The sequence below is a fragment of the Sorangium sp. So ce296 genome (genome assembly GCF_051529605.1).
In the GTDB taxonomy this organism is placed as follows: domain Bacteria; phylum Myxococcota_A; class Polyangia; order Polyangiales; family Polyangiaceae; genus Sorangium; species Sorangium cellulosum_D.
The window spans coordinates 11,194,781-11,215,902 of the sequence record NZ_CP150325.1; the positions used below are offsets into that span (position 1 = coordinate 11,194,781).

Below are 21,122 nucleotides of genomic sequence, written 5' to 3' on the forward strand. Positions count from 1 at the left end.
CGGCTATTGGAGGGGCTCGGGCGCCGCTCGGGCCCCGAACGCCCCGCTTGCGGGAGGAGAACCACCGATCATGAAAGCGCGCGCAGCCGTGGCCCACAAGGCCGGCGAGAAGCTCACGGTCGAGGACGTCCAGGTGGAGGGCCCTCGCGAAGGCGAGGTCCTCATCGAGATCAAGGCCACCGGCGTCTGCCACACCGACGCTTACACCCTCTCGGGCAAGGATCCGGAAGGCCTCTTCCCCGCGATCCTCGGCCACGAGGGCGCGGGCGTCGTCGTCGACGTCGGCCCGTCGGTGAAGAGCGTCAAGAAGGGCGATCACGTCATCCCCCTCTACACGCCCGAATGCCGGCAGTGCTCTTACTGCACCAGCGGAAAAACCAACCTCTGCCAGGCCATCCGCGCCACGCAGGGCCGAGGGCTCATGCCGGACGGAACGAGCCGCTTCTCGATCGGCAACGAGCGGATTCACCATTACATGGGCACGTCGACGTTCTCGAGCTTCACCGTCCTTCCCGAGATCGCCGTCGCCAAGATCCGCGAGGACGCGCCGTTCGACAAGGTCTGCTACATCGGCTGCGGCGTGACGACGGGTATCGGCGCCGTCGTCAACACCGCGCAGGTGCGGCCCGGCGACAACGTGGTGGTCTTCGGCCTCGGCGGCATCGGGCTCAACGTGATCCAGGGCGCCCGGATGGCCGGCGCCGACCTCATCGTCGGCGTCGACATCAACCCGAAGCGGCGTGAGCTGGCCGAGAAGTTCGGCATGACCCACTTCGTCAACCCGAACGAGGTGCAGGGAGATCTCGTGCCCTACCTCGTCGACCTGACCCGGGGCGGCGCCGATTTCAGCTTCGAGTGCATCGGCAACGTCAAGGTGATGCGCCAGGCGCTCGAGTGCTGCCACAAGGGCTGGGGGACGAGCATCATCATCGGCGTCGCCGGCGCCGGCGAGGAGATCTCCACGCGCCCGTTCCAGCTCGTCACCGGGCGCGTCTGGAAGGGCACCGCGTTCGGCGGCGCCCGGGGGCGCACCGACGTCCCCAAGATCGTCGACTGGTACATGGAGGGCAAGATCAAGATCGACGAGCTCATCACGCACACGATGCCGCTCGACGACATCAACCGCTCGCTCGACCTCATGCACAGCGGCGAGTCGATCCGCAGCGTCGTGCTCTTCTCCTGAAGCGCGCCTCTCCGTCGCTCCTCTCGCTCCTCTCGCTCCGATTCCCCTCCATTCCCGACCACGAGCGCTCTCCCGCGCCGCGCGAGGAGGGAGCGCGGCCGGCGGCGGCGCTCGGCCGCGACCGTGACCGTCGGGGCGGACGCGCGCGCCATCGCGCCTGCGGGCGAGCTCGCCCTGGCCGCGGCGCGGGCACGCGGCGGCCGGCCACGTCCGGCCAGCGGCCATCGGGGCAGGTGTCGGTACCCTGCCGGGCGGCGACGGATGCTGCAAAAATGCTGACCCCTGTGACATCATCCGCCGCCATGGTGCATGTCACTTCGCTGGCGGGTTTGCCCGCGAACGCCCTCGCCGAGTCGACCTCGGCGACCGCGGGCTGCGATGCTGTCGTCCTCGTCGCGCCGTCGCCGATCGCGAAGCACGCAGGGGGGCTCGGGCCCGCGATCGGCGCGGTGGTCGAGGCGGCCGCGCGCGTCGACTGCGCGCTGGAGGGCAAGTGTGCGCCGCTCGTCCTGCCAGCGCCCGGCGTGCCCGGCGGGCGTCTGGTGCTCGCGCCGGCGGGGGCGCTCTCGGAGGACATCGACGACGTCCGCTCCATCGCGGAGGCGGCGGCGGCCGGCTTCGCGCGGGCGGTGGAGGCGGGGGCGAGCCGGCCGCTGCTCGTCGTGCGCGCGCCGTCCGCGCCGCGGTTCGCGCGGGCGATCGAGGTGGGCGCCCTGGCGGCGCTCGGGAGCCAGTGGACCCCGCTGGAGGCGCGGGAGGCGGAGATGGCCCCGCGCTCGGCCGAGTCGCTCGGGGTGCTCGGGCTGCCCGAGCCGCGCGCCCGCGAGATCGCGGCCATCGAGGTCGGCCGCGCGCTCTGCCGCGACATCACCGGCACCGAGCCGGAGCGGATGGCGCCCCGCCGCGTCGCCGAGATGTGCGAGGCGGCGTTCGCCAGGACGGGCGTGCTCGTCAAGATCGAGCGCAACGTCGACGACTACCCGCTCATCAGCGCGGTCTCGCGGGCGTCGCGGGTGGTCGAGCGGCACCGGCCGTGCGTCGTACGGCTCGACTACCGGCCTCGCGGGGAGATCCGGCGCACCGTGATGCTCGCGGGCAAGGGCGTCACCTACGACACCGGCGGCGTCGACCTGAAGACCGACGGGCACATGGCCGGGATGTCCCGCGACAAGGGCGGCGCCGGCGCGGTCGCCGGGCTCGTGCGCGCGGCCGCGGCGCTCGGCCTGGAGGGCGTGCGCATCGTCGGGCTGCTCGGGCTCGTGCGCAACAGCATCGGCGAGGAGTCGTACGTCAGCGACGAGATCATCCGCAGCCGCGCCGGCGTGCGCGTGCGGATCGGCAACACCGACGCCGAGGGGCGCCTCATCCTGGCCGACCTGCTCGCGCTCGCGCGGGAGCTCGCCATGAGCGGCGCCGCCGACCCGATCCTGTTCTCGGTCGCGACGCTGACGGGGCACGTCTACCGCGCCCACGGGCCGTACACCGGCGCGATCGGCAACGCCGCCGCCCGGCCCGAGCTCGACCGGCTCGACGTCCTCGCGGAGCGCTGGGGCGAGCCGATGGAGCGCGTGCGGCCGCGGCGCGAGGACTACGCGTTCGTCGCGCCGCGGTCGAGCGCCGAGGACGTGGTGTCGTCGAACCGCCTCGCCTCGGTGAACACGCCGCGCGGCCACCAGTTCCCCTTCGCGTTCCTCGACATCGCCTCGGGGCTCAAGGGGGGGACGCTCCCGTTCATCCACCTCGACATCGGCGGCGTCAGCGTCGAGTCCGCAGACTGGCAGTTCGGCCGCCCCACCGGCGTCCCCATCCCCAGCCTAACCGCCTACCTCTCCGGTGAATTCTAGGGGCACACCCGCTTCGGATACGGGCCCATCTCGACGTTTTCGGTGCTCGGCGTACAGGAAGTACGCCTGCGCGCCGAAAACGCCGATCTGGGCCCGTCTCCTGTGCGGGTGTGCCCCGGCGACGGTCGGGGGAGAGAGGGAGAGAGAGGGGGGAGAGAGAGGTGGACGGAATTGGCGGGGAGAGAGTCGGCTGGATTCGGAGGGGACGGGGGTGTGCGCGTGGGGCGCTTTAGGGGGGGAGGGTTCCCTGTTCTCCGGGGGCGAGCGGGGGCGGTGGGGAGGGGATCCGTTCTTGGCGGCGGGGTGGGGTGGGGCCTGAGCGTTGATGTGCGGAGCGGTATCAGCGCCGGAGGGCGGCGGCGGGCACGTCGCTGGCAAGCTCGGCGGTCATGGGGAGAACTCGCTCGACCACCATCGCCCATCGCGTCCTGATCCAGCCCTCGCTCTCCGGAGGACTCGCGCTCGCGATCGCCGCGTGCGGCGCCGGTGAACAAGGGAGCACCCTGGATGCACCGAGCCTGCCGCTCTCGCAGCGCGACAGCGGCGATGTCGTGCCTGCCGCCGCCAGCGACGACGGCGGCGAGCGCGCGCAGCCGGCGCCGGACGCGGCAGGGATCGCGAGCGTGGCGGTCCCGATCGGCAGCACCGGGTTCTCGCGCGGAAGGTCGACGGCCGTCGTCAAGGCCCCGCTGGAGCGCGTGCGCGCCACCGTGCTCTCGTTCGAGCGCTATCCGGAGTTCATGCCGCACTACAAGAAGTGCCGCGTGCTCGGGCGCACGCCCGCAGGCGGATGGGATATCTACATGGAGGTCTCGGCGCTGCAGGGCGCCGTCACGATGTGGGCGCGCATCGAGTTCCAGAAGGCCGCCCTCGTGGACGGGGTCGAGACCTACTCGTCACGCTTCGTCGCCGGCAACGTGAAAGACCTCCAGGCCACCTGGCAGCTGGAGAAGATCGACGCCCGGACGACGCGCGTGTCCCTCGAGGTCTTCCTCCGGCCGAAGCTGCCGCTGCCGAAGAGCCTCCTCAACGCAGAGAACCTGGACGGCTCGGCGCGCGCCGTCGCGGCCGTCCGGGCGCGCGCCGAGCAGGCGCAGGACGGGAACCGCTGACGCGCGCCGGAGCGAGGCCGGCGAGGCGAACGCCGAGCGGCGCGGCTCTCTCCGGAGGCGCGACGTCCGCGTCTCGCCTCAGGGCATCCGGACGCTGAGGTTGTCCACCGGCCCCCACGGGCCGTCCGGGGGAGGGGCGCCGAGCGTCCACTTGCGGATCGGCGTCCCGGGGGGCAGGCCGACGTAGCTGTGGCGATGGCGAGACCCGTTCAGGTGCGCCCGGTTGCCCAGGAAGGCGCTCAACCCGGCGGGATCCTCGTTCTGGATGCCGTAAAGCGTGTTCCCCGACAGCGTGTTTCCCTCGACCAGCGCGCGCGCGCACCCCCGCAGCCAGATCCCTTTTCCGTCGTTGTTGGCGGCATTGCACCCGACGATCCGCGCGTCCTTCTGCCGGTCGAGCAGGAAACCCGCCCCCTTCCGCGGGTCGCCGCGCGACGGACCGGCGTCGACCGGCGGGGCCGGCGGCTGCACGAACAGGGGGGCGCGGTGCACCGTGTTGCCGTCGGCGATGCAGTCGATGAACGCGTTGCCCTCGCCGCCCACCAGGCCGCCCCCCGGGTCCGCGAGCGGCGCCGACGCGATGAACCCGGCCGCGAGGCCGTCGTTCTCGGCCGTCCCGCTCGCGTTCCTGTTGCCCAGGGCCACGCAGCGCCGCAGCACCACCTGGCCGGTCGCGTGGAGCGCGAAGCCGGCGGCGGGCGCGTTCGCGCCCACGCTGTGGTTGCCCAGCGCGCGGCAGCCCTCGATCGACGCGCGGAACACCGCCCGGCCGATGCGGAAGCCGAGCGCGGAGAAATCGCGGACCGCGTCGGCGGACGCGGCCGGGTTCGCGTTGTAGTTCCCGTCCGCCTCGCAATCGACCATCTCGAGGTTGTTCGTGGTCGAGATGTTGAATCCGCACGCCCGGTTGCCGGTGAGCGTGAAGTTCCGGTTCGCCCGGCAGCGCAGGAACTTGTAATTCTCGCCCCAGGCGAAGAAGCCGGCCGGCTCGCCGCCCGACGTGTTGTCGTGCGCCTCGCAGTCCTCCACGAGCACGTTCCGGCAGATGACGAAGTCGGCGCCGACGACGTTGAACTGCACCCCGCTCGGCTCAGCGCTGGTGTTCGCGGTGCGGTTGAACACGCACCGCTTGACCTCCACGTCGTCGCAGAACAGGACGAGCGCGCCCAGCGTCACCACGAAATCGAGCCGGCTCGTGTTCTCCGAGCACACGCAGTCGAGCATCCGGATGTCGGACGCAAAGGCGATGTTGCCCTCGGCGTCCTGCGCGCCCATCACGAAGATCCCGCCGTTGCGGCGCAGGAAGGTCGTGTCGACCACCCCGTCGCCGCCGCACCGCCTGACCGACAGGCCGATCAGATCCACCTGGCAGCACGCCTTGGCGACGATCCCCACCCCCTGGACCCCGAGCACGCCGCCGTTCTTGATGACGAGCCGGCGACGCCCCTCGGCGTAGACGCCCACGTTCCCGGAGACGACCTCGCCCCGGCACGGCCGCGCGCTCGGATCCGGGGCGCGGGCGGGCGCCGGAGGGTCGATCTGCCGCAGCGTCCTCCCGCACAGGTCCAGCGTGACATCGTCGCTGGCGATCGTGATCGCCCGCGCGTTCTCGTCCGCCGCCACCCAGTCGACGTCCTCGACCAGCGCGTACTGGCCGGGCGCCGTGATGACGAAGGGGACACGGCGGGTCGGGTCCGGTCCGCCGTTGATGTCCTGCGCCGTGATCGGCGTCCTGCGGCAGCACGCGCCGCCGTGGGGGGGCTCGCTCATGATCCTCGGCCGGGAGTCTACCCGAGGCCGCGGCGCGCCGGGGCCGGCGCGCTCACTGGATCGGCACGGCGCGCAGCGACTCGGCGAGCTTCGCGTAGAGCGAGCTCCGCGGGTCGTCGCGCCGGTAGACGAGCCGGAAATGATCGCGCGCGAGCGACGCCGACGGGAGGAGCCGCTTCAGCTTGCCGCCGCGGAGCTCGGCGGCGACCATGTGGAGCGGCAGCACGGCCACGCCCTCGCCGGCGAGCACCAGCGTCTTCATCGCGGCGCCGAGCCCCACCCAGCGGTGGCGCGCGAACGCGAAGCGGCCCAAGCCGCCCGCCTGGTCTGCGAGGTACCGGAACAGCGGCATGGTCGCGTCGACGTCGAGCAGGCAGTGCCGCGAGGCGTGCTCGGCGCGGGAGAACGGCGCGCGCCGCAGCAGCCTGGGCGAGGCCACGAAGGCGTAGCGCTCCTCGTGCAGCGTCTCCGCCGCGAGGCTCGCGGCGCTCCAGCGGGCGCTCGTGACCACGCAATCGACGCTGCGGTCGGAGAGGCGCCGCAGCAGATCGTCGGAGGCGCCGAAGTAGAGGTGGAGGATGAGCTCGGGGCGCCGTCGCGTCAGCGCGCCGAGCTGGGGGACGATCCACGACATCCCGAGCTCGAAGCGCGTGCCGAGCGTCAGCTCGACCGGGGCGGGCGCGGGGCTCATCGCGCCGCGGAGGCAGTCCTCGGCGAGGGCCAGGCACTGGCGGGCGCGCGGCAGCAAGGCGAGCCCCTGCGGCGTGAGGTGCACCCGCCGGGTGGTCCGCTCGAACAGCGGGGCGCCCACCTGCTCCTCGATCTGCCGGATGCGCTGGCCGAACGCCGCGGGGCTGAGCGCGACGGCGCGCGCCGCGGTCCGGAAGTTCAGCGTCCTCGCCGCGGCCTCGAAGCAGGCGAGGTTCTCCAAGGACGGGAGCCGCATGGCCGCATTGTATCGCCCAGCGCAACAATCCAGGCGGTGAAATATCGATCCGCGATCCGCAGGCGCGAGAGTCGCCGGCGCGGTCGTGGGACGCCGACGCGTGGTCACGCCGTCGCGCGGGGCGCTGCGGGGGCGCACGGCCGCGCGCGCGGCGCCGCCGGGGTGCGGCCGGGAGGCGGCCGCCGGCGTTACTGGGGATCCTCGACGGGCGCGGTCCCGACCGCGACCGTGCCGCCGTTCGCGACCCACTTGAAGCCGTCGACGAGCGCGGTCGAGTCGAGATCCGCGTCGCCGGTGTCGAAGATCATGAACCGCAGCTTGAGCTCCTCGCCGCCTTTCACCGGGGCCTGCGTGCGGAGCCAGCCGGTCGCGCCGGCGTCGTCCCACAGGCCGAACCCGGTGCCCTCGAGCTCGTCGGCCCCGAGGTCGCACCCTTCGCAGACATCGAAGAAGCCGATGTTGACGCTGACCGGCTTGCCCAGGCTATCGAACGAGAGGTTGCCGTTGAGCGACCCGGGCGGGGCCGGCGTGGCCAGCGCGAGGAACTGATCGTTGAAGTGGTCGCAGATGAACTCCGGGTATTCGAAGGTGTAGAACTTGAACGCGAACTCGTAGCCGGTCGCGTTCGTCGGCGTGCGGATGACGAGCTCGAGGCCGATGTCGTCGTTGATGTTCGACGAAGGAGGGCAGTCCGGGTTGTCCTGCGGGAAGCCGGGCGGCGCCTCCCCCGGGCCGTAGTTCGTGCAGCTCGGCATGTTGCACGCGCCCGGCCAGTGGGCGATCCGGGCGCGGCCCGTGGACAGGACGAGCATGCGGTCCCCGCCCTGCACGTGCACGTTGGGGCCGAACGAGTCGAGCACGCCGACCGCCGGCGTGGGCTCCGCGCGCGAGCCGTCGCCGCGCACGTACGCCGCGCTCAGCACGCCCCACCTCCTGTCGCCGGGCGACGCCTTGGCGCAGAGGTCGACGGCGTGAGCCCCGTGCATGGCGTCGAAATCGGCGGGCGCGATGTTCCGGTCGCACGTCGGCGGCACGTTGTCGATCTCGCCGTCGCAGTCCTCGTCGGCCGGCTCGGGCACGACGCCGGTGTCGTCAGGCTCGGTGATCGCGACCTCGAGGGCGCCCGGGTTGACGTTCGCGTCGTCGTCGTTGCAGTCGCCGTCCTCCACGGTGAACCCGTCACCGTCGTTGTCGCGCTGCTCGGGCTCGCTGCTCGGCGCGCCGCCGTGGCCGAAATCGATCCCCGAGCTCGCCCCCGCGGGGCCCCCGCCGGCGCCGGCCTCCGCCGTCGTGGCGCTCGTCGCGCCCCCGCCCACGCCCCGGCCGACCGGGCCGGGCGCCTGCTGGTCGCGCGATGCGGCGGAGCACCCGCTCGACGACCAGAGCGCCGCCCCGACGCTCGCACAGAGACCCAAGTAGATGAAGCGCCGGCCTCTCATGGTGCATCCCTCGATGGTCGCTCGGACCGCCGGAGGGTCCTCGTGTTTCCGGCTGCCCGTCGCACATCCAATCCCATCACGGCCGCGGCTCCCTGTCTGCTGCTCCCTGCCGCGCGGGCACGGACCCGTCGTCGGGCGGCTCGGCCCCTCGCCGCAGGAGGCGCGCGGCCCACGCAGCGAGCGCCAGCAGCCCGAGGGCCAGCGCGGCCCCGATCGGCGCGCGGTGTCGCTCGGTGAACGGGAGGTCGCGCGCGACCGGGGCGGCGCCGAAGCCCGGGTTGGCCTGCGCGGCGCCGAGCCTCGCGGCGACGGGCGGACGCTCGCGCTCGACGCGGTCGAGCACGTCGCCGAAGTCGTAGCGAGGGCGCTTGCCGAGGGCGTCGCCGACGTAGAGCCGGTGCGGGCCGGGCTGGGCGGCGCGGAACACGATCTCGCGGGCCCGCACCTCGCCCTGCGCGCCCGAGAGGGAGAGCGGCGCCGAGTCGCCGTCGTGGATCGTGAGGCGCAGGAAGCGCTTCCGCGTCGGGCTCAGCGGGATCCGCGTCGACGCGAGCGCCGGCCCGGCCTCGCCGCGCGGGCGGATCCGATGGATCTGGCCGCTCCCCACGGCAGGCCAGACCGCGCGGTAGGTGGTCGAGGCGACGTCGACCCGGCGGCTGAACTCCGGCGTGGCGACGTCGAGGAGGACGGCGTGCAGCGGCGCGCCGTCGGCGCCGGCGTCGAGCGTGACCAGGGTCGCCTGCGCGTCGGCGTCCCGCCGCGTCTCGACGATCGCGAGCGGCAGTAGCGCGGCCTTCTCGGCGGCGGCCGGCGGCTCGCACGCGACGGTGCCGCCCGTGATCCGGACGTCCGCGGCCGCCCCGGGCGCCGGGGCGCGCTCGGGGACGAGGCGGATCCGGACGAGGGCGGCGCGCGAGAGGGGATAAGCCACCGAGAGGTGCTCGACGGCCTCGGCGCCCTGCGGGATCCGGTACACGTAGGTGCCGCGCGCCACCTCGCTGAGCGATCTCGGGTCCGCGCCGGTGTCGACGCGCGCCTCGCGGAGGAAGCTGCCGCCGAGGACGCTGAGCTCGACCCGGCAGTGGCGCGTACCGGGCGCGTCGAGGGCCCAGGCCGCGTGCGCCACGCCGGCGGCGTCGACGCCCGGATCGAGCATCGTGGCGGCGATCCGCCCGGAGGAGGGGGAGGCGCCCGTCTCGCGCAGCACGTACGGCACCTCGGCGCCGTCGGGCCCGGCGATGCGGACATCGGCGAGCAGGTCCTCGGCGCGGCTCTCGCGGTAGAGGTCGAGATCGACGTCGATGCGGTGGTCGCCGGCCGCGTCCACGCCGTCGATCGGCCGGACGAGCGCGTGCCTCTCGGTCGGCAGCGGCGCGACGGTCTGCGCCTCGGAGGGCCGCGCGAGGCCGGTCGCCGCGAGCAGCGCGAAGAGCCCGGCCGCGCCCCTCGGCCCGGCGCGCAGGAGCGTCACGAGGCGCCGGCCGAACCGCGCGTAGAGGAACCCGCCGCCGACGAGCAGCGCGCCGACGCCGGTGAAGAGCGCGATCTGGTAGATGCGCTCCACGTGCCAGACGTCCCACGCCACGAGCTTCGCGATCGTGACGGCGAACAGCGAGAGCCCGGCGTACCGGTGGAAGGCGTCGCGCGCCGCGAACCCCGCCGTGAGCAGCGCGATGGCGGCGAGCGCGAGCACGAGCGTCGTCGCCATGGCGAGGCTGCCCTGCTGGCCCTCGAGGGCGGCGCGGTGCTGCACGGCGAGCTCTGCGAACTCGGCCGCGTCGAGCGGGGCGGGGGGCGCGGGGGGCAGCGCGGTGATCGCGCTCCGCACCTCGATGACGACGGTCGCGAGGAGCAAGGCGTACCCTGCGCCGAGCGCCGTGAGCCCCGCGGCGCGGAGGCCGGCGCGCGCGGGGTGGACGGCGCGCCCGGCGGTCTCGGCGCGCGCGACGCCGGCGCGGGACAGCAGGCGGCCTGCGGCCAGCAGGGCCGCGCTCACGCCGGCGAACGCGTACGCCCTCGCGTTGAGCAGGACGGGGACGGCCATGACCCCGTCGCGGCCGCGCGTGTCGAACCAGGTCGTCACGAGCGCCTCGGTCTCGACCCGATCGACGCCGAGCGCCCGCGCGAGGGCGGCGAGGAAGAGCAACGAGGTGACGACGAGCCAGGCGCGCTCGCCGGTGCGCGCGGCGATGGCCGCCGCGACCGCCGCGAGGATGCCCCAGACCACGGTGACCGTGGCCCCGCCGAGCCCGAAGGCGACGGCCGCGGCGAACAGCGCGAGGGCCTGCCCGAGGAGCAGGGCGACGCGATCGGCGGCGCGCGCCGCGCCGGCGCGCAGGAGCGCCGCGCCGAGCGCGAGGTCCAGGGCGCCGGCGACGGCGGTGAGCAGCGCGCGGAGCGTCGGCGTCTCCTCGGGCGTCGCGCCCAGCGCGGCCGCGACGAACCCGAGCGTCGCCACGCTGGCGGCGAGCGCGCCGGACCAGGCGAGCGCCGTCGCGCCGGGCTCGCGCGGGCGCCGCGCGGAGGCGCCCACGGCGCCGAGGAACACGAGCATGACGAGCGCCGACGCGCCCAGGAAGCCCGCGTCGACGGCCGCCGGCGCGGCCGCGTCGTCCGGCGCGAGCGCGCGCGGCGCCGCCGCCGCGAGCGCGCCTGCCGAGGCGGCCGCCGCGACGAGGAGCAGGGCAGGGAGCTCGGCGCGCGCGGCCATCCACGCCGCGACGGCGGCGGCGCCCGCGATCGCGACCGCGAAGAGCGCCGGCTCGGCCTCGAGCAACAGCATGCCCGCGGTGCAGGCGAAGAGCGCCGCGCCGGCCGAGCACGCGACGGCGGTCCTCCGATCGAGGCGGCCGAAGGCCCCGGCACCGCGGAGCCAGCCGGCGAGGTAGACGAGCATCCAGAGCGCGACCAGCGCGGCGAGCGCCGTCCGGTGCGGCGCCGGCGCGTCCGCGAACGTCGCGGCGAACGCGAGAAAGGCGGAGCCCATCGGCGCCAGCAGCCAGCTGCTCTCGCCGAGCGCGCGCAGCGCGACGGTCGCCGCGATCGCGAGCGCGATGGCGGCGGCGGCGAGCGCGCGCGGGGCGTCGAAGAGCAGCGCGCCCGCGCCTGCGTGCGCGAGCGCGAGCGAGGCGGCGGCGAGCGCGGTGGCGTCCGCGGGCGCCGCGCCGGGGACGCCGCCGGCCGGCGCGGGGACGGTCGTGGCCGCGCCGCTGGCGGCGGTCGGGGCAGGCGCGGCGTCGGGAGCGGCGCCCGGGGCGGACGCCGCGCCGCTGGCGGCGGTCGGGGCAGGCGCGGCGCCGGGAGCGGCGGTCGCGCGGCGCGCCCACAGCGCGCGCAGGAGGCCCTGCAAGGCCGCGAGCCCGACGAACGCGAGCGGCACGGCGCGGGCGGCGAGCGGGAGGTAGGGCCCTGGGAGCGCCTGGCCCGGCGCGTCGAGCCAGGGCAGCGCGCTCGGGTCTCCGCCGTCCGGGGGAGCGCTCGCGTCGAAGTGCCGATCGTACCAGCCCCAGAACAGCGCCGCGTGGCCCGCGAGCGCGAGCCAGGGCGCGACGCGGAAGCCGAGCTTTGCGGCCACCGCGTGGACGACGCTCGTCATGAGCAGGAGGTAGCTGAACAGGACGAGCGGCCGGTCCTGCCCGGTCGAGAGCACGACCGGGTTGAGGAACCCGGCGACGAGGGAGAGGATCAGGATCGCCTCGCCGCGGTGGCGGAGCGCGAGCGCGGCGCCGAGCAGGAGGAGCACCGTGTCGGCCGCGAAAGCGGCGGGGATCGGGATGAGCTCGTACAGCGCGGCGCTCGCCCACACCGACACGATCAGGACCGCGAGCCCGAGGCCGATGAGCGCGTGGACGAAGCGGCGCTGCGTTCGCCCGCGGAGCACCTCGGCCGCCGCGAGGAGCGCGGCGCCGGTCACGGCGCCGATCGCCACGCGCCCGAGGGGACCGATCCAGGCGTTGTCCGAGGCGTATTTGAAGAAGAAGAGCGCGCCGAGCAGGAAGGTCGCCGCGCCTGCGCGGGTGAGCCAGGTGAGGCCGAGCCTCTCCTCGATGGTGGGTGTCTCCGGGCCTGCGTGGCGCGCGGCCGAGGCGGCGCTGGCGGCGCTCTCGTCGAGCGGCGCCGCGAGGCGAGGCGGGAGGGGGGCGGCGGTCTCCGGGAGCGCGATCGCCGGCGGCGCGCCGGCGGCGTCGGTGGTGACGTCCGGGAACGCGATCCCCGGCGGCGCGCCGGCAGCGCCGAGCCCAGGATGTGCGCCGGCGCCGATTGCAGGCGCCGCCCCTGCGCCGATTGCAGGCGCCGCACCTGCGCCGAGCGCGGGCGCCGCACCTGCGCCGAACGCAGGCGGTGCTCCGGCGGACCCCTCGTCGATCGCGGGCAGCGCGCCTGCGGCCCCGGTGGCCGCTGGGGGCGCGACCGACGGCGGCGTGAGGGCGTCCTGGGCAGCTCGCGCCGGCTCCACGGGTTGCGCGTTGCGCGGGCTCTCCACCGCGGCGGTCGGCTCGGGGCGCCCGCGCTGCCCGGAGAGCTCGGCCAGCCGGTGCTCCAGCGCGTGGATCCGCAGCAGCAAATCCTCGTTGCGCCGGTTGGCCCGGACGGCGAACACGAAGGCCACCAGCGGGGCAACCAGGAGATAGCCGACGAGCGCGAGCCCGAAAAAGACGACGATTCCTGCCCCCATGAGGGCTTCGTAGCATGGGGCGCCTGTCGCTGGCGCCGCCCGTCCGCGCGATGGCGCCTGCGCTGTTCACGCTGCCCCATGCCGACGGCCCGCCCGCGCCTGCGACACCTTTCGGCGCGCGCTGGGACTGGAGTAAGGTGCACCCCCATGAGGAACACACGCCTGCCTGATCGCCCGGCCCGGGGCGCCTGCTATCTTCCCCGTGTTCCCGGACGGCGGCGTTGCTCGGGGGGGGAGCGCGGCCATTCGGGAACAGTTCTTTTGTCCTCTCGCCTCGCTGCTCCGGAGACCTCGCGATGCTGAAGCACCCGACGGTCTCGGCATGGCAGCGAGATCACGAGGAAGGTGGGTATACCGCCGAGATCAACGGCTGGACCTTGCGGGTCCGCTGGAGACCGGAGCGCCCGGGCGAGCTCCGTGGCTTCGTGTGGGAGGCCGTCGATCCGTCGGGGAACAAGGTCACCTCGAGCGAGATCCACGAGGAGATCGAGGTGGCGATGGCGTACGCCGAGGAGCGCGCCGCCCCCGATCCGAAGAAGCACGGGTCGAAGACCGTCGACTGAGGCGCGCGCCCGGCGGCGGCGCGGGGCTCAGCCCGCCTTGTCCGCCGCCGCCTTGCGGCTCCGCCGGGTCGCGTAGTTCCGGATCACGATCTCTCCCACGCGTCCCCGGGCGTCGCTCTTCGCGTTGATGCTCCGGAGCGCCGCGACGCGGTCGATCTTGAACCGCTTGTAGAGCGGCGGGATCTCGGGAACATCGGAGTTCGAGAGCATCACCTGGACTCCCCGCTCGTCGAGCGCCGCGAACAGCGCCGCGAGGCGCTCCTGGTCGCGGAAGCTGAAGCCGCCCGCGCTGTACGAGGTGAAGTTCGCGGTCGGCGAGACGGGCGAGTACGGCGGGTCCAGGTAGACGAAGTCGCCCTCGCTGGCGTGGTCGAGCACGCGCTCGAAGTCGCGGACCTCGAGCTCGACGCCCTGCAGCGCCGCCGAGCAGGCCCGCAGCTGGGGCGCGTTGCAGATCGACGGGTTGACGTAGCGGCCGAAAGGCACGTTGAAGCGGCCGGCGCTGTTGACCCGGTAGAGCCCGTTGAACCCCGTCTTGTTCAGGAAGATGGTCCGCGCGGCGCGCTCGGGCAGCGTGAGCGAGGCGGGGTCGAGGTCGCGAACCCGGTAGTAATGCGCCTCCTCGTAGGCGTGGCTGCCCAGCGCGGCGACGACCTCCTCGACCCGGTCGCGCACCGCCCGGTAGCAGTCGATGAGCTCGGCGTTGACGTCCGTCAGCGTCGCGCGTTTCGGCTGCAGGCAGAAGAACAGCGCGGCCCCCCCGACGAAGGGCTCGAAGTAGCGCCCGTACGACGCGGGCAGGAGCGGCTGGAACTGCCGGAGCAGCTGGCCCTTGCCGCCCGCCCATTTGAGGAACGGACGTGGCAGCAGGGGCGCGGCGCTGTCGGGTTCGGTGACAAGGGCGGTGGTCATCACGCAATACTGGACGCCAACCTACCAGGGCGCGCGATCGTCCTCAACCGCCGAGGTCATGCCGGCGATCTCTCTGGTCCAGGGCCCCCGCCGGTCCGCCCGCGGCGCGCGTTCCCCCGCGCGACGTCCCGCGCCACGCGTCGCTCCAGGCTAGGTCTTTCTATGTCCACGCCCCGGCGCCGCCGGACGGCGAGATGCCTTGTGGACAAACGGGGATGTTGGCCAATTTTATTAGCAAATTCAATGGCTTATAAGCGGGCGTGAGCGCGCGTGTCCCGGCTCGAGCGCTGCCCGGATCATGGCATGTCGCGGCTTGCGTGATCGCCGAGCAGGGATAAGTTGAAGTCTCGACACGCGGGCTGAACAGCCGCCGGGAAAGCGGGGTTCTCCCGAATTCACGCACCGCCGCTTCAGGCCATCACGCCGGTGGACCTCGGCGGCGCGGCAGGGGCTCGCCCGGGTGCAGGGCGCGGGCGCCCCGCGCCGGCTTTGGGCTCTCGTGGGAGCCGCCGTTCGCTCTCGACAGGAGGAATGCCGCCATGATGCTTGCCTTCGACCTCGATCGCGACGACGCCCCGCAGCAGCGCGGCCCCGCTCCGGCGGACGGGCCGGGCTGCTTCGGTGAGGCCGTGGATTACCGAGCTCAGCGGATCCTGTACGCCGCGCGCGGCTGGATCGCGGAGCAGGACGGCATCACCACGGACGGGCGCTCGCTCATCCTGCTGCACGCCCAGCGGACGCCGCCGGAGCGGCGCGAGGCGCTCGTGCGCTGCTTCGAGCGGGTGCTCCTGCACGCCCCCCGGCCGGAGCTCCCTGCGCTCGCCGCGTCGCTGCGCCAGGCCGGGCTCTCCGTGGACGAGGGGCTCTCGGTGATGGGCGCCCCGGCCGGCGAGGTGCGCGCCGCCGTGCAGGGGCTCGGCCGGTTTCGCTCCTTTCCGGCGGGCCTCCGCCTCTTCCGGGTGTCCCCGGACGACGACGCCACGATCCGGTCGCTCCAGGAGCTCCAGGCCGAGAGCGGCCACGCGCCGCTCCCTGGCTGGACCCTGCGCGGCGGCGAGGGGCGCTCCGTGACCCTCGCGCTGCGCGACGGCCGGGGCGCGCTGATCGGCTGCACGACCCTGTGCGTCCTGACGCGGCCCGACGCCGCCGAGGACGGCGGGCCCCGGGCGCTCTCCCAGCTCGGGCTCCTGGGCGCCCCGCCGCTCTGGATCTCCGACGTCGGCGAGGCGCCCTCGTGGACGGGCATGCCGATCTGCACCTGCCTGCGCGAGGAGTACCGCGGCCGCGGGCTCGGCGCCCCGCTGCAGGCCGCGGCGCTCCGGGAGGGGCACGATCGCTTCGGGATCCGGTGGTTCTACGCGCTCGTCCGGGCCGGCGACGAGATCGCGAAGCGCATGAACGCGCGCTGCGGCCTCGCCCCGCACCGGGCCGAAGGGTTCCTCGTCGCGACGGCGGGCCCCGCCGAGAGGGCCCGGCGGCCCGCGGAGCCGCGCCGCGCCTCAGGCTGACAGCGCGGGCGCGGGGAGCTGGCGGGGGCGCCCGCCTCAGGCCGACAGCACGGGCGCGAGGATCTGGCCGAGCTCCGCGGCGACCTTGTTCTGCTGCGGGACGCGCGCGCCGATCGAGGCGAGGTAGAGCGTCCGCTCGCACACCGTGAGCCGCGTCGCGTAGAAGTCGTCGTCGCCGGCGACCGCATCGACGAGCTCGTCGAGCTCGGCGTAGCCGGCGATCCTGTCGGCGCAGCCGGCGCCCAGCGCGGCGAGCAGCGCGAGATCGTCGTCGCTCGCCGCGCCCGCGGAGCGCGCGCCGCCGAGGAGCGCGCCCTCCTCGCCGGCGAGGGCGACGGCGCGCACGCCGCTCCCCTGCGTGGCCTTCGCCAGGTAGCGCCCCACGGCATCTCGAGGGACAGCGCTCGGAGTCTTCTGTCGGTTCATCGGGCAGCCTCCGGCCGCGACTCTGCCCCGCCCGGCGCGGATGCCCAAGAAATCGGCGCCCGCGCGCCGGAGCCAGGACGAGCTCGGCGGGAGCGCTAGCCGAGCGTCCACGGAGCCGGCGTCTCGCCCGCGGCGTGGCGGCGGATGCTCTCGAGCGCGTGCTCGTAGTAGCCGTCGCGCGCGGCCACGAACTCGTCGAGCCGCACGTCGCGCGGCGCGATCTTCACGGCGCCGCTCTCGTCCGGCGCTTGCCGCATCAGGCCGGTCACGCTGGGCACCTCGCCCCGGACGAGGCGCTGCGCCGCGTGGAGCGGGAGCGACAGCAGCGCGGTGACCTCGGCCGGATCGGGGCGGAACGCCGCGAGCGCGCGGCGGGTGGTCGCGAGCAGCACGTCCACCAGCTCGCAGTCGATGATGCCGGGCGCGTGGTCGTCCCTGTGGCGGCACGTGCCGAGCCGGATCACGTCGCCCGGCGCGAGCGGCAGGCCGATCTCCTCCTCGGCCTCGCGCAGCGCCTCCGCGAGATCCTCGCCGGCGCGGTAGTGCCCCGACACGGCGACCTCGAACGCGCCGGGCCAGGTGTCCTTGTCCGGGCTGCGCTGCTGGAAGAGCACCCAGGGCTCCGCGCTGCTCCGGCGGCCGTCGGGCTCGCGCTCGAGGACCACCCACACGTGGAGGCTCCGGTGCCAGTCGCCGTCGCGGTGGACGAGCTTGCGCGCCTTGCGCACGCCGAGCGGCTTGCCGCTGCGATCGAAGATGTCGAACAGCTCGTCCCCGTCCTGCGCCGCCATGGGCCCGAGGGTAGCGCACTTCGAGCGGAGGGCGCCGTTGCTACCCTGCGCGCTCCTCGACGAGGCCGTGCTTCATCGAGAAGCTCACGTGCCGGGCGACGAGGTTGGAGCGCCCGGCGATGCTCGACGAGCTGCTCCGGCGCGCACTGTTCCCCGCGCGACTCCCCGCGCGACCTGCAGACGCCGGCGGCGCACCATCGCGGGTACGCGAGCCACAGCCGCGGTCGCAGGGCGACGTAGGGGAGCTCTCGGTAGCGAGGAGAGCTGAGGTGATGCTGGCGATCCCAGCGGGAATCGAACCCGCGTTACCGGCGTGAGAGGCCGATGTCCTAACCGCTAGACGATGGGACCTTGTATTGTCGAGAAGGCCGATAGCAGAGCTGATCGACCTGGCTGGGGGACAAGGATTCGAACCTTGATAGCAAGAGCCAGAATCTTGCGTCCTGCCGTTAGACGATCCCCCAAGGGGTCAGCGCTGTGTTCATCAGCGCCACGGGCCGCGGAATCTACTCGGACCGGTGGGGTTGTCAAGCGATCAAAATCGGACCCGACCAAGAAAACCTCACGGGGCCGAAAATCCTCGGCGTTTTGCGCGTTTCGCGCATTTTGCGCGGGTTCGCTCCGTCCCCTCCACCCGCATCGAGCCCGCCGCGCTCGCGCTGCCGCTCTCTCGCAACCGTCCGGCGCCGCCGTCCCGTCCGTCCGCAGCGTCATCGCTCGCCCTCGGCCGCCCGATCTCTGGAGGGGGGCCCCCACGGCATTGCGACGGCTGCCCGGACGCTCTCTCCAGGAGCTCCTTCTTCATTCCACGGGGGCGACGGCCCCGGAAAAGTCGCGACTGTCTGCTGCGCGCCCTTGACGTGCCGGGCGACTGATTTACTTTCGGCCGCGGTTTAGCCACCGGCCTAGGAGAGTGCCAAGCGACTGTGATCCCGGGCACTTAGCTCTCGTCGTGTGGGCGGAAGGCCCCTGCGGGGGGGCGAACGGGACCTCCGGCGAGCCGATGGTCAGTCAACCAGCCGAGGACGAGGGAGCCACCATGAAAATCAGGCCGCTGCAGGATCGGATTGTCGTCAAGCGCGTCGAGAGCGAGACGAAGACCAAGGGGGGCATCATCATCCCCGACACCGCGAAGGAGAAGCCGATCGAGGGGCGCGTCGTTGCGGTGGGCAACGGCAAGGTCCTGAAGGACGGCAAGGTTCGCCCGCTCGAGGTGAAGGTCGGCGACAAGGTGCTGTTCGGCAAGTACAGCGGCACCGAGGTGAAGCTCGACGGCGAGGAGCACGTGCTCATCCGCGAGGACGACGTGCTCGCCGTGACCGAGTCCGCCTCCTGATCCGGATCGAGGGAAACCGAACCCAAGCGCTAGCAGACGCGGCCGCGCGGCCGCGAGGGGATTGAGAGATGGCTGCGAAGCAGATCGTTTATAGCCGCGGCGCCCGCGCCGCGATCCTGAAGGGCGTGAACACGCTCGCCGATGCGGTCAAGGTGACCCTCGGGCCCAAGGGGCGGAACGTCGTCATCGAGAAGAGCTGGGGCGCGCCGGTCGTCACGAAGGACGGCGTCACGGTGGCCAAGGAGGTCGAGCTCGCCGGCAAGCTCGAGAACATGGGCGCCCAGATGGTCCGCGAGGTCGCCTCGAAGACCAGCGACAAGGCCGGCGACGGCACGACGACGGCGACGGTGCTGGCCCAGGCGATCTTCGGCGAGGGCCTCAAGCTCGTCGAGGCCGGGCACAACCCGATGAACCTGAAGCGCGGCATCGACGCGGCCGTCGCGAAGGTCATCGAGTCCGTGCAGCAGGCCGCCAAGCCGACCAAGGACAAGGACCAGATCGCCCAGGTCGCCACCGTCAGCGCGAACGGCGACAAGGAGATCGGCCAGATCCTCGCCGACGCCATGGAGAAGGTCGGCAAGGAGGGCGTGATCACGGTCGAGGAGAACAAGCGCATGACGACGGAGCTCGAGACCGTCGACGGCATGCAGTTCGACCGCGGCTACCTCTCGCCCTACTTCGTGACCGATCCCGAGAAGATGACCGCGGTCCTCACGAACCCGCTCATCCTCGTCCACGAGAAGAAGATCTCGGCCATGGCCGACCTCTTGCCGCTGCTCGAGCAGGTGGTGAAGCAGGGCCGCGAGCTGCTCATCCTCTCCGAGGACATCGAGGGCGAGGCGCTCGCCACGCTCGTCGTGAACAAGCTGCGCGGCACCATCAAGGTCGCCGCCGTGAAGGCGCCCGGCTTCGGCGATCGCCGCAAGGAGATGCTGAAGGACATCGCGATCCTCACGGGCGCGACCGCGTTCATGGAGGACCTCGGCCAGAAGCTCGAGAGCGCCACGGTGCGCGACCTCGGGACGGCCAAGCGCGTCGAGATCGACAAGGACAACACGGTCATCGTCGACGGTCAGGGCGACAAGGCGGCGATCAAGGGCCGCATCGAGGCGATCCGCAAGCAGATCGCGGACACGGCGAGCGACTACGATCGCGAGAAGCTCCAGGAGCGGCTCGCGAAGCTCGCCGGCGGCGTCGCGGTGGTGAAGGTCGGCGCGGCGACCGAGACGGAGATGAAGGAGAAGAAGGCGCGCGTCGAGGACGCGCTGCACGCGACCCGCGCGGCCGTCGAGGAAGGCATCGTGGTCGGCGGCGGCGTGGCCCTCCTCCGGGCGGCCTCGGCCCTGGAGCAGCTCAAGTTCAACGACGAGCGCGACGTCGGCGTGCGGCTCGTGCGCCGCGCCGTCGAGGCGCCGCTCCGCCAGATCGCCCAGAACGCGGGCGTCGACGGGACGGTGGTCGTGGAGAAGGTCCGGTCGGGCGCGGCCACGTTCGGCTACAACGCCGCGACCGACGCGTACGAGGACCTGCTCGCCGGCGGCGTCATCGACCCGGCCAAGGTCGTGCGGCACGCGCTCTCGAACGCGGCCAGCGTCGCGAGCCTGATGCTCACGACCGAGGCCCTCGTCGCCGAGAAGCCCAAGAAGGAGAAGCCGGCGGCCGGCGGCGCCCCCGGCGGCATGGGCGGCATGGGGGGTATGGGCGGCATGGGCGGCATGGGCGGCATGGGCGGCATGGGCGACTTCGACATGGGTTGAGCGCCTGTCCGGCCGCGCGCCGGTCGTCGCCGCGCTCCGGCGGCGCCGGGCGGTCGACGCGGCGCGCGCCGCTCCCGACGAAGCGGGCCGAGGGGTCCTCCAAAGCATGCTGGCTTGGAGGGCCCCTCGCGCTTTGTGAGGCCGAGAGCCTTTGCCTGGGTTTTTGACCCGCGGTCACGCGCGGCGCTAGACTCTCGGGCAATGTCGGAGTCGTCGTTCGCCCGCTATGGCCGCGAGTACGTGCCGGGCGACGTGCTCTTTCGCGAGGGCGACCCCGGCGACGTCATGTTCGTCATCCAGTCCGGCGCTGTGCGGATCACCAAATCGGTCGAGGGCGAGGACAAGGTGCTCGCCGTGCTCGGGCCCGGCGAGTTCGTCGGCGAGATGGCGATCCTGAACGGCAAGCCGCGCAACGCGACGGCCACCGTCAGCGAGCCGTCCCGGTGCCTCGTGGTCGAGGCGCGAAAGCTCAAGGCCATGCTGCAGCGGGACACCGAGATCGCGTTCCGGCTGATCAAGAAGCTCGCGAAGCGGCTCGACGCGGCGGACGCGCTCGTCGAGATCCTCATGCACCGGGACCCCAAGGCGCGGGTGATGCTCGCGCTCGCCCGCCACGCCGAGGCGTTCGGGGAAGAGACGCCGCAAGGAATACGCCTCCGCGCCACCCCCGCGGACATCGCGCGCGAGGTCGACGCCGAGCAAGGAATGGTGGACGAGGTGATGGCGCGGCTCCGCCGGCTGAAGCTCCTCGCGGAAGGGCCCCCTGGGCAGGGGGCGATCATGGTGACCGACATGCGGAGGTTTCAGGATTTCATCGAATTCCTGGAGACGCCGCAGAAGTTCGGCGGAGCGAGCTGAGC

At 73.4% G+C, this 21,122-nt stretch carries 15 protein-coding genes and 2 tRNA genes; 8 read left to right on the forward strand and 9 right to left on the reverse strand.

From position 1 onward, the window contains the following. Window positions 1–70 precede the first annotated feature (70 nt). From WME98_RS41410 to WME98_RS41420, 3 genes are all read left to right on the forward strand, one after another. Window positions 71–1,183: an S-(hydroxymethyl)glutathione dehydrogenase/class III alcohol dehydrogenase gene (locus WME98_RS41410; RefSeq protein WP_437947177.1), complete on the forward strand. Its 1,113-nt coding sequence runs from the start codon at window positions 71–73 to the stop codon at window positions 1,181–1,183. A gap of 302 nt (window positions 1,184–1,485) precedes the next feature. Beyond that, window positions 1,486–3,027, forward strand: coding sequence for an aminopeptidase (locus WME98_RS41415; RefSeq protein ID WP_437947178.1), 1,542 nt, complete (start codon window positions 1,486–1,488; stop codon window positions 3,025–3,027). Window positions 3,028–3,416: 389 nt separating this feature from the next. Next, a complete protein-coding gene (locus tag WME98_RS41420) occupies window positions 3,417–4,139 on the forward strand; it encodes a type II toxin-antitoxin system RatA family toxin (RefSeq protein ID WP_437947179.1) in 723 nt (240 codons plus the stop codon). A 78-nt stretch (window positions 4,140–4,217) separates the two neighbouring features. Here WME98_RS41420 and WME98_RS41425 read toward each other — a convergent pair whose 3' ends face one another. The 4 genes from WME98_RS41425 to WME98_RS41440 form a co-directional block, all read right to left on the reverse strand. Continuing rightward, window positions 4,218–5,909 (reverse strand): right-handed parallel beta-helix repeat-containing protein, encoded by a 1,692-nt coding sequence (locus tag WME98_RS41425; RefSeq protein WP_437947180.1) that lies wholly within the window; start codon window positions 5,907–5,909, stop codon window positions 4,218–4,220. A 52-nt stretch (window positions 5,910–5,961) separates the two neighbouring features. Beyond that, window positions 5,962–6,855, reverse strand: a complete 894-nt coding sequence (locus tag WME98_RS41430; protein WP_437947181.1) for a LysR family transcriptional regulator — start codon at window positions 6,853–6,855, stop codon at window positions 5,962–5,964. Between the two features lie 188 nt (window positions 6,856–7,043). Beyond that, window positions 7,044–8,294 carry a hypothetical protein gene (locus WME98_RS41435; RefSeq protein ID WP_437947182.1) on the reverse strand — a complete coding sequence of 417 codons (1,251 nt, stop codon included), beginning with the start codon at window positions 8,292–8,294 and terminating at the stop codon, window positions 7,044–7,046. 76 nt (window positions 8,295–8,370) lie between these two features. Continuing rightward, the gene (locus WME98_RS41440) at window positions 8,371–12,969 is read right to left on the reverse strand and encodes a DUF2339 domain-containing protein (RefSeq protein WP_437947183.1); all 4,599 of its coding nucleotides are present in this window, start codon (window positions 12,967–12,969) and stop codon (window positions 8,371–8,373) included. Between the two features lie 296 nt (window positions 12,970–13,265). Between WME98_RS41440 and WME98_RS41445 the strand changes: the two genes are divergently transcribed. Then, window positions 13,266–13,532, forward strand: coding sequence for a hypothetical protein (locus tag WME98_RS41445; protein ID WP_061629436.1), 267 nt, complete (start codon window positions 13,266–13,268; stop codon window positions 13,530–13,532). Window positions 13,533–13,559: 27 nt separating this feature from the next. Here WME98_RS41445 and WME98_RS41450 read toward each other — a convergent pair whose 3' ends face one another. Next, window positions 13,560–14,444 (reverse strand): DNA adenine methylase, encoded by an 885-nt coding sequence (locus WME98_RS41450; RefSeq protein ID WP_061629437.1) that lies wholly within the window; start codon window positions 14,442–14,444, stop codon window positions 13,560–13,562. 539 nt (window positions 14,445–14,983) lie between these two features. On the opposite strand from WME98_RS41450, the gene WME98_RS41455 reads away from it, so the two are divergent. After that, window positions 14,984–15,952, forward strand: coding sequence for a hypothetical protein (locus tag WME98_RS41455; protein WP_437947184.1), 969 nt, complete (start codon window positions 14,984–14,986; stop codon window positions 15,950–15,952). Between the two features lie 36 nt (window positions 15,953–15,988). Here WME98_RS41455 and WME98_RS41460 read toward each other — a convergent pair whose 3' ends face one another. The 4 genes from WME98_RS41460 to WME98_RS41475 all read right to left on the reverse strand — a co-directional run bounded on the left by WME98_RS41460 (window position 15,989) and on the right by WME98_RS41475 (window position 17,633). Then, the gene (locus WME98_RS41460; RefSeq protein WP_437947185.1) at window positions 15,989–16,378 is read right to left on the reverse strand and encodes a hypothetical protein; all 390 of its coding nucleotides are present in this window, start codon (window positions 16,376–16,378) and stop codon (window positions 15,989–15,991) included. A gap of 95 nt (window positions 16,379–16,473) precedes the next feature. Continuing rightward, complete coding sequence (locus WME98_RS41465) at window positions 16,474–17,169, reverse strand: NUDIX hydrolase (protein ID WP_061629440.1); 696 nt, start codon at window positions 17,167–17,169, stop codon at window positions 16,474–16,476. A gap of 276 nt (window positions 17,170–17,445) precedes the next feature. Next, a tRNA-Glu gene (locus WME98_RS41470) sits at window positions 17,446–17,520 on the reverse strand. Window positions 17,521–17,559: 39 nt separating this feature from the next. Then, window positions 17,560–17,633: transfer RNA gene (locus WME98_RS41475), tRNA-Gln, on the reverse strand. Between the two features lie 575 nt (window positions 17,634–18,208). On the opposite strand from WME98_RS41475, the gene groES reads away from it, so the two are divergent. The 3 genes from groES to WME98_RS41490 all read left to right on the forward strand — a co-directional run bounded on the left by groES (window position 18,209) and on the right by WME98_RS41490 (window position 21,120). Further along, window positions 18,209–18,505, forward strand: coding sequence for a co-chaperone GroES (groES, locus tag WME98_RS41480; protein WP_129575258.1), 297 nt, complete (start codon window positions 18,209–18,211; stop codon window positions 18,503–18,505). 68 nt (window positions 18,506–18,573) lie between these two features. Beyond that, window positions 18,574–20,262, forward strand: a complete 1,689-nt coding sequence (gene groL, locus WME98_RS41485) for a chaperonin GroEL (protein ID WP_437947186.1) — start codon at window positions 18,574–18,576, stop codon at window positions 20,260–20,262. A gap of 201 nt (window positions 20,263–20,463) precedes the next feature. Then, the gene (locus WME98_RS41490; protein WP_437947187.1) at window positions 20,464–21,120 is read left to right on the forward strand and encodes a Crp/Fnr family transcriptional regulator; all 657 of its coding nucleotides are present in this window, start codon (window positions 20,464–20,466) and stop codon (window positions 21,118–21,120) included. Window positions 21,121–21,122 lie beyond the last annotated feature (2 nt).

What these genes read in the sequence shown, in the direction of transcription:
- WME98_RS41410 (WP_437947177.1), top strand. Translation starts at nt 71, where the DNA reads ATGAAAGCGCGCGCAGCCGTGGCCCACAAGGCCGGCGAGAAGCTCACG.
- WME98_RS41415 (WP_437947178.1), top strand. Translation starts at nt 1,486, where the DNA reads ATGGTGCATGTCACTTCGCTGGCGGGTTTGCCCGCGAACGCCCTCGCC.
- WME98_RS41420 (WP_437947179.1), top strand. Translation starts at nt 3,417, where the DNA reads ATGGGGAGAACTCGCTCGACCACCATCGCCCATCGCGTCCTGATCCAG.
- WME98_RS41425 (WP_437947180.1), bottom strand. Translation starts at nt 5,909, where the DNA reads ATGAGCGAGCCCCCCCACGGCGGCGCGTGCTGCCGCAGGACGCCGATC.
- WME98_RS41430 (WP_437947181.1), bottom strand. Translation starts at nt 6,855, where the DNA reads ATGCGGCTCCCGTCCTTGGAGAACCTCGCCTGCTTCGAGGCCGCGGCG.
- WME98_RS41435 (WP_437947182.1), bottom strand. Translation starts at nt 8,294, where the DNA reads ATGAGAGGCCGGCGCTTCATCTACTTGGGTCTCTGTGCGAGCGTCGGG.
- WME98_RS41440 (WP_437947183.1), bottom strand. Translation starts at nt 12,969, where the DNA reads ATGGGGGCAGGAATCGTCGTCTTTTTCGGGCTCGCGCTCGTCGGCTAT.
- WME98_RS41445 (WP_061629436.1), top strand. Translation starts at nt 13,266, where the DNA reads ATGCTGAAGCACCCGACGGTCTCGGCATGGCAGCGAGATCACGAGGAA.
- WME98_RS41450 (WP_061629437.1), bottom strand. Translation starts at nt 14,444, where the DNA reads ATGACCACCGCCCTTGTCACCGAACCCGACAGCGCCGCGCCCCTGCTG.
- WME98_RS41455 (WP_437947184.1), top strand. Translation starts at nt 14,984, where the DNA reads ATGATGCTTGCCTTCGACCTCGATCGCGACGACGCCCCGCAGCAGCGC.
- WME98_RS41460 (WP_437947185.1), bottom strand. Translation starts at nt 16,378, where the DNA reads ATGAACCGACAGAAGACTCCGAGCGCTGTCCCTCGAGATGCCGTGGGG.
- WME98_RS41465 (WP_061629440.1), bottom strand. Translation starts at nt 17,169, where the DNA reads ATGGCGGCGCAGGACGGGGACGAGCTGTTCGACATCTTCGATCGCAGC.
- groES (WP_129575258.1), top strand. Translation starts at nt 18,209, where the DNA reads ATGAAAATCAGGCCGCTGCAGGATCGGATTGTCGTCAAGCGCGTCGAG.
- groL (WP_437947186.1), top strand. Translation starts at nt 18,574, where the DNA reads ATGGCTGCGAAGCAGATCGTTTATAGCCGCGGCGCCCGCGCCGCGATC.
- WME98_RS41490 (WP_437947187.1), top strand. Translation starts at nt 20,464, where the DNA reads ATGTCGGAGTCGTCGTTCGCCCGCTATGGCCGCGAGTACGTGCCGGGC.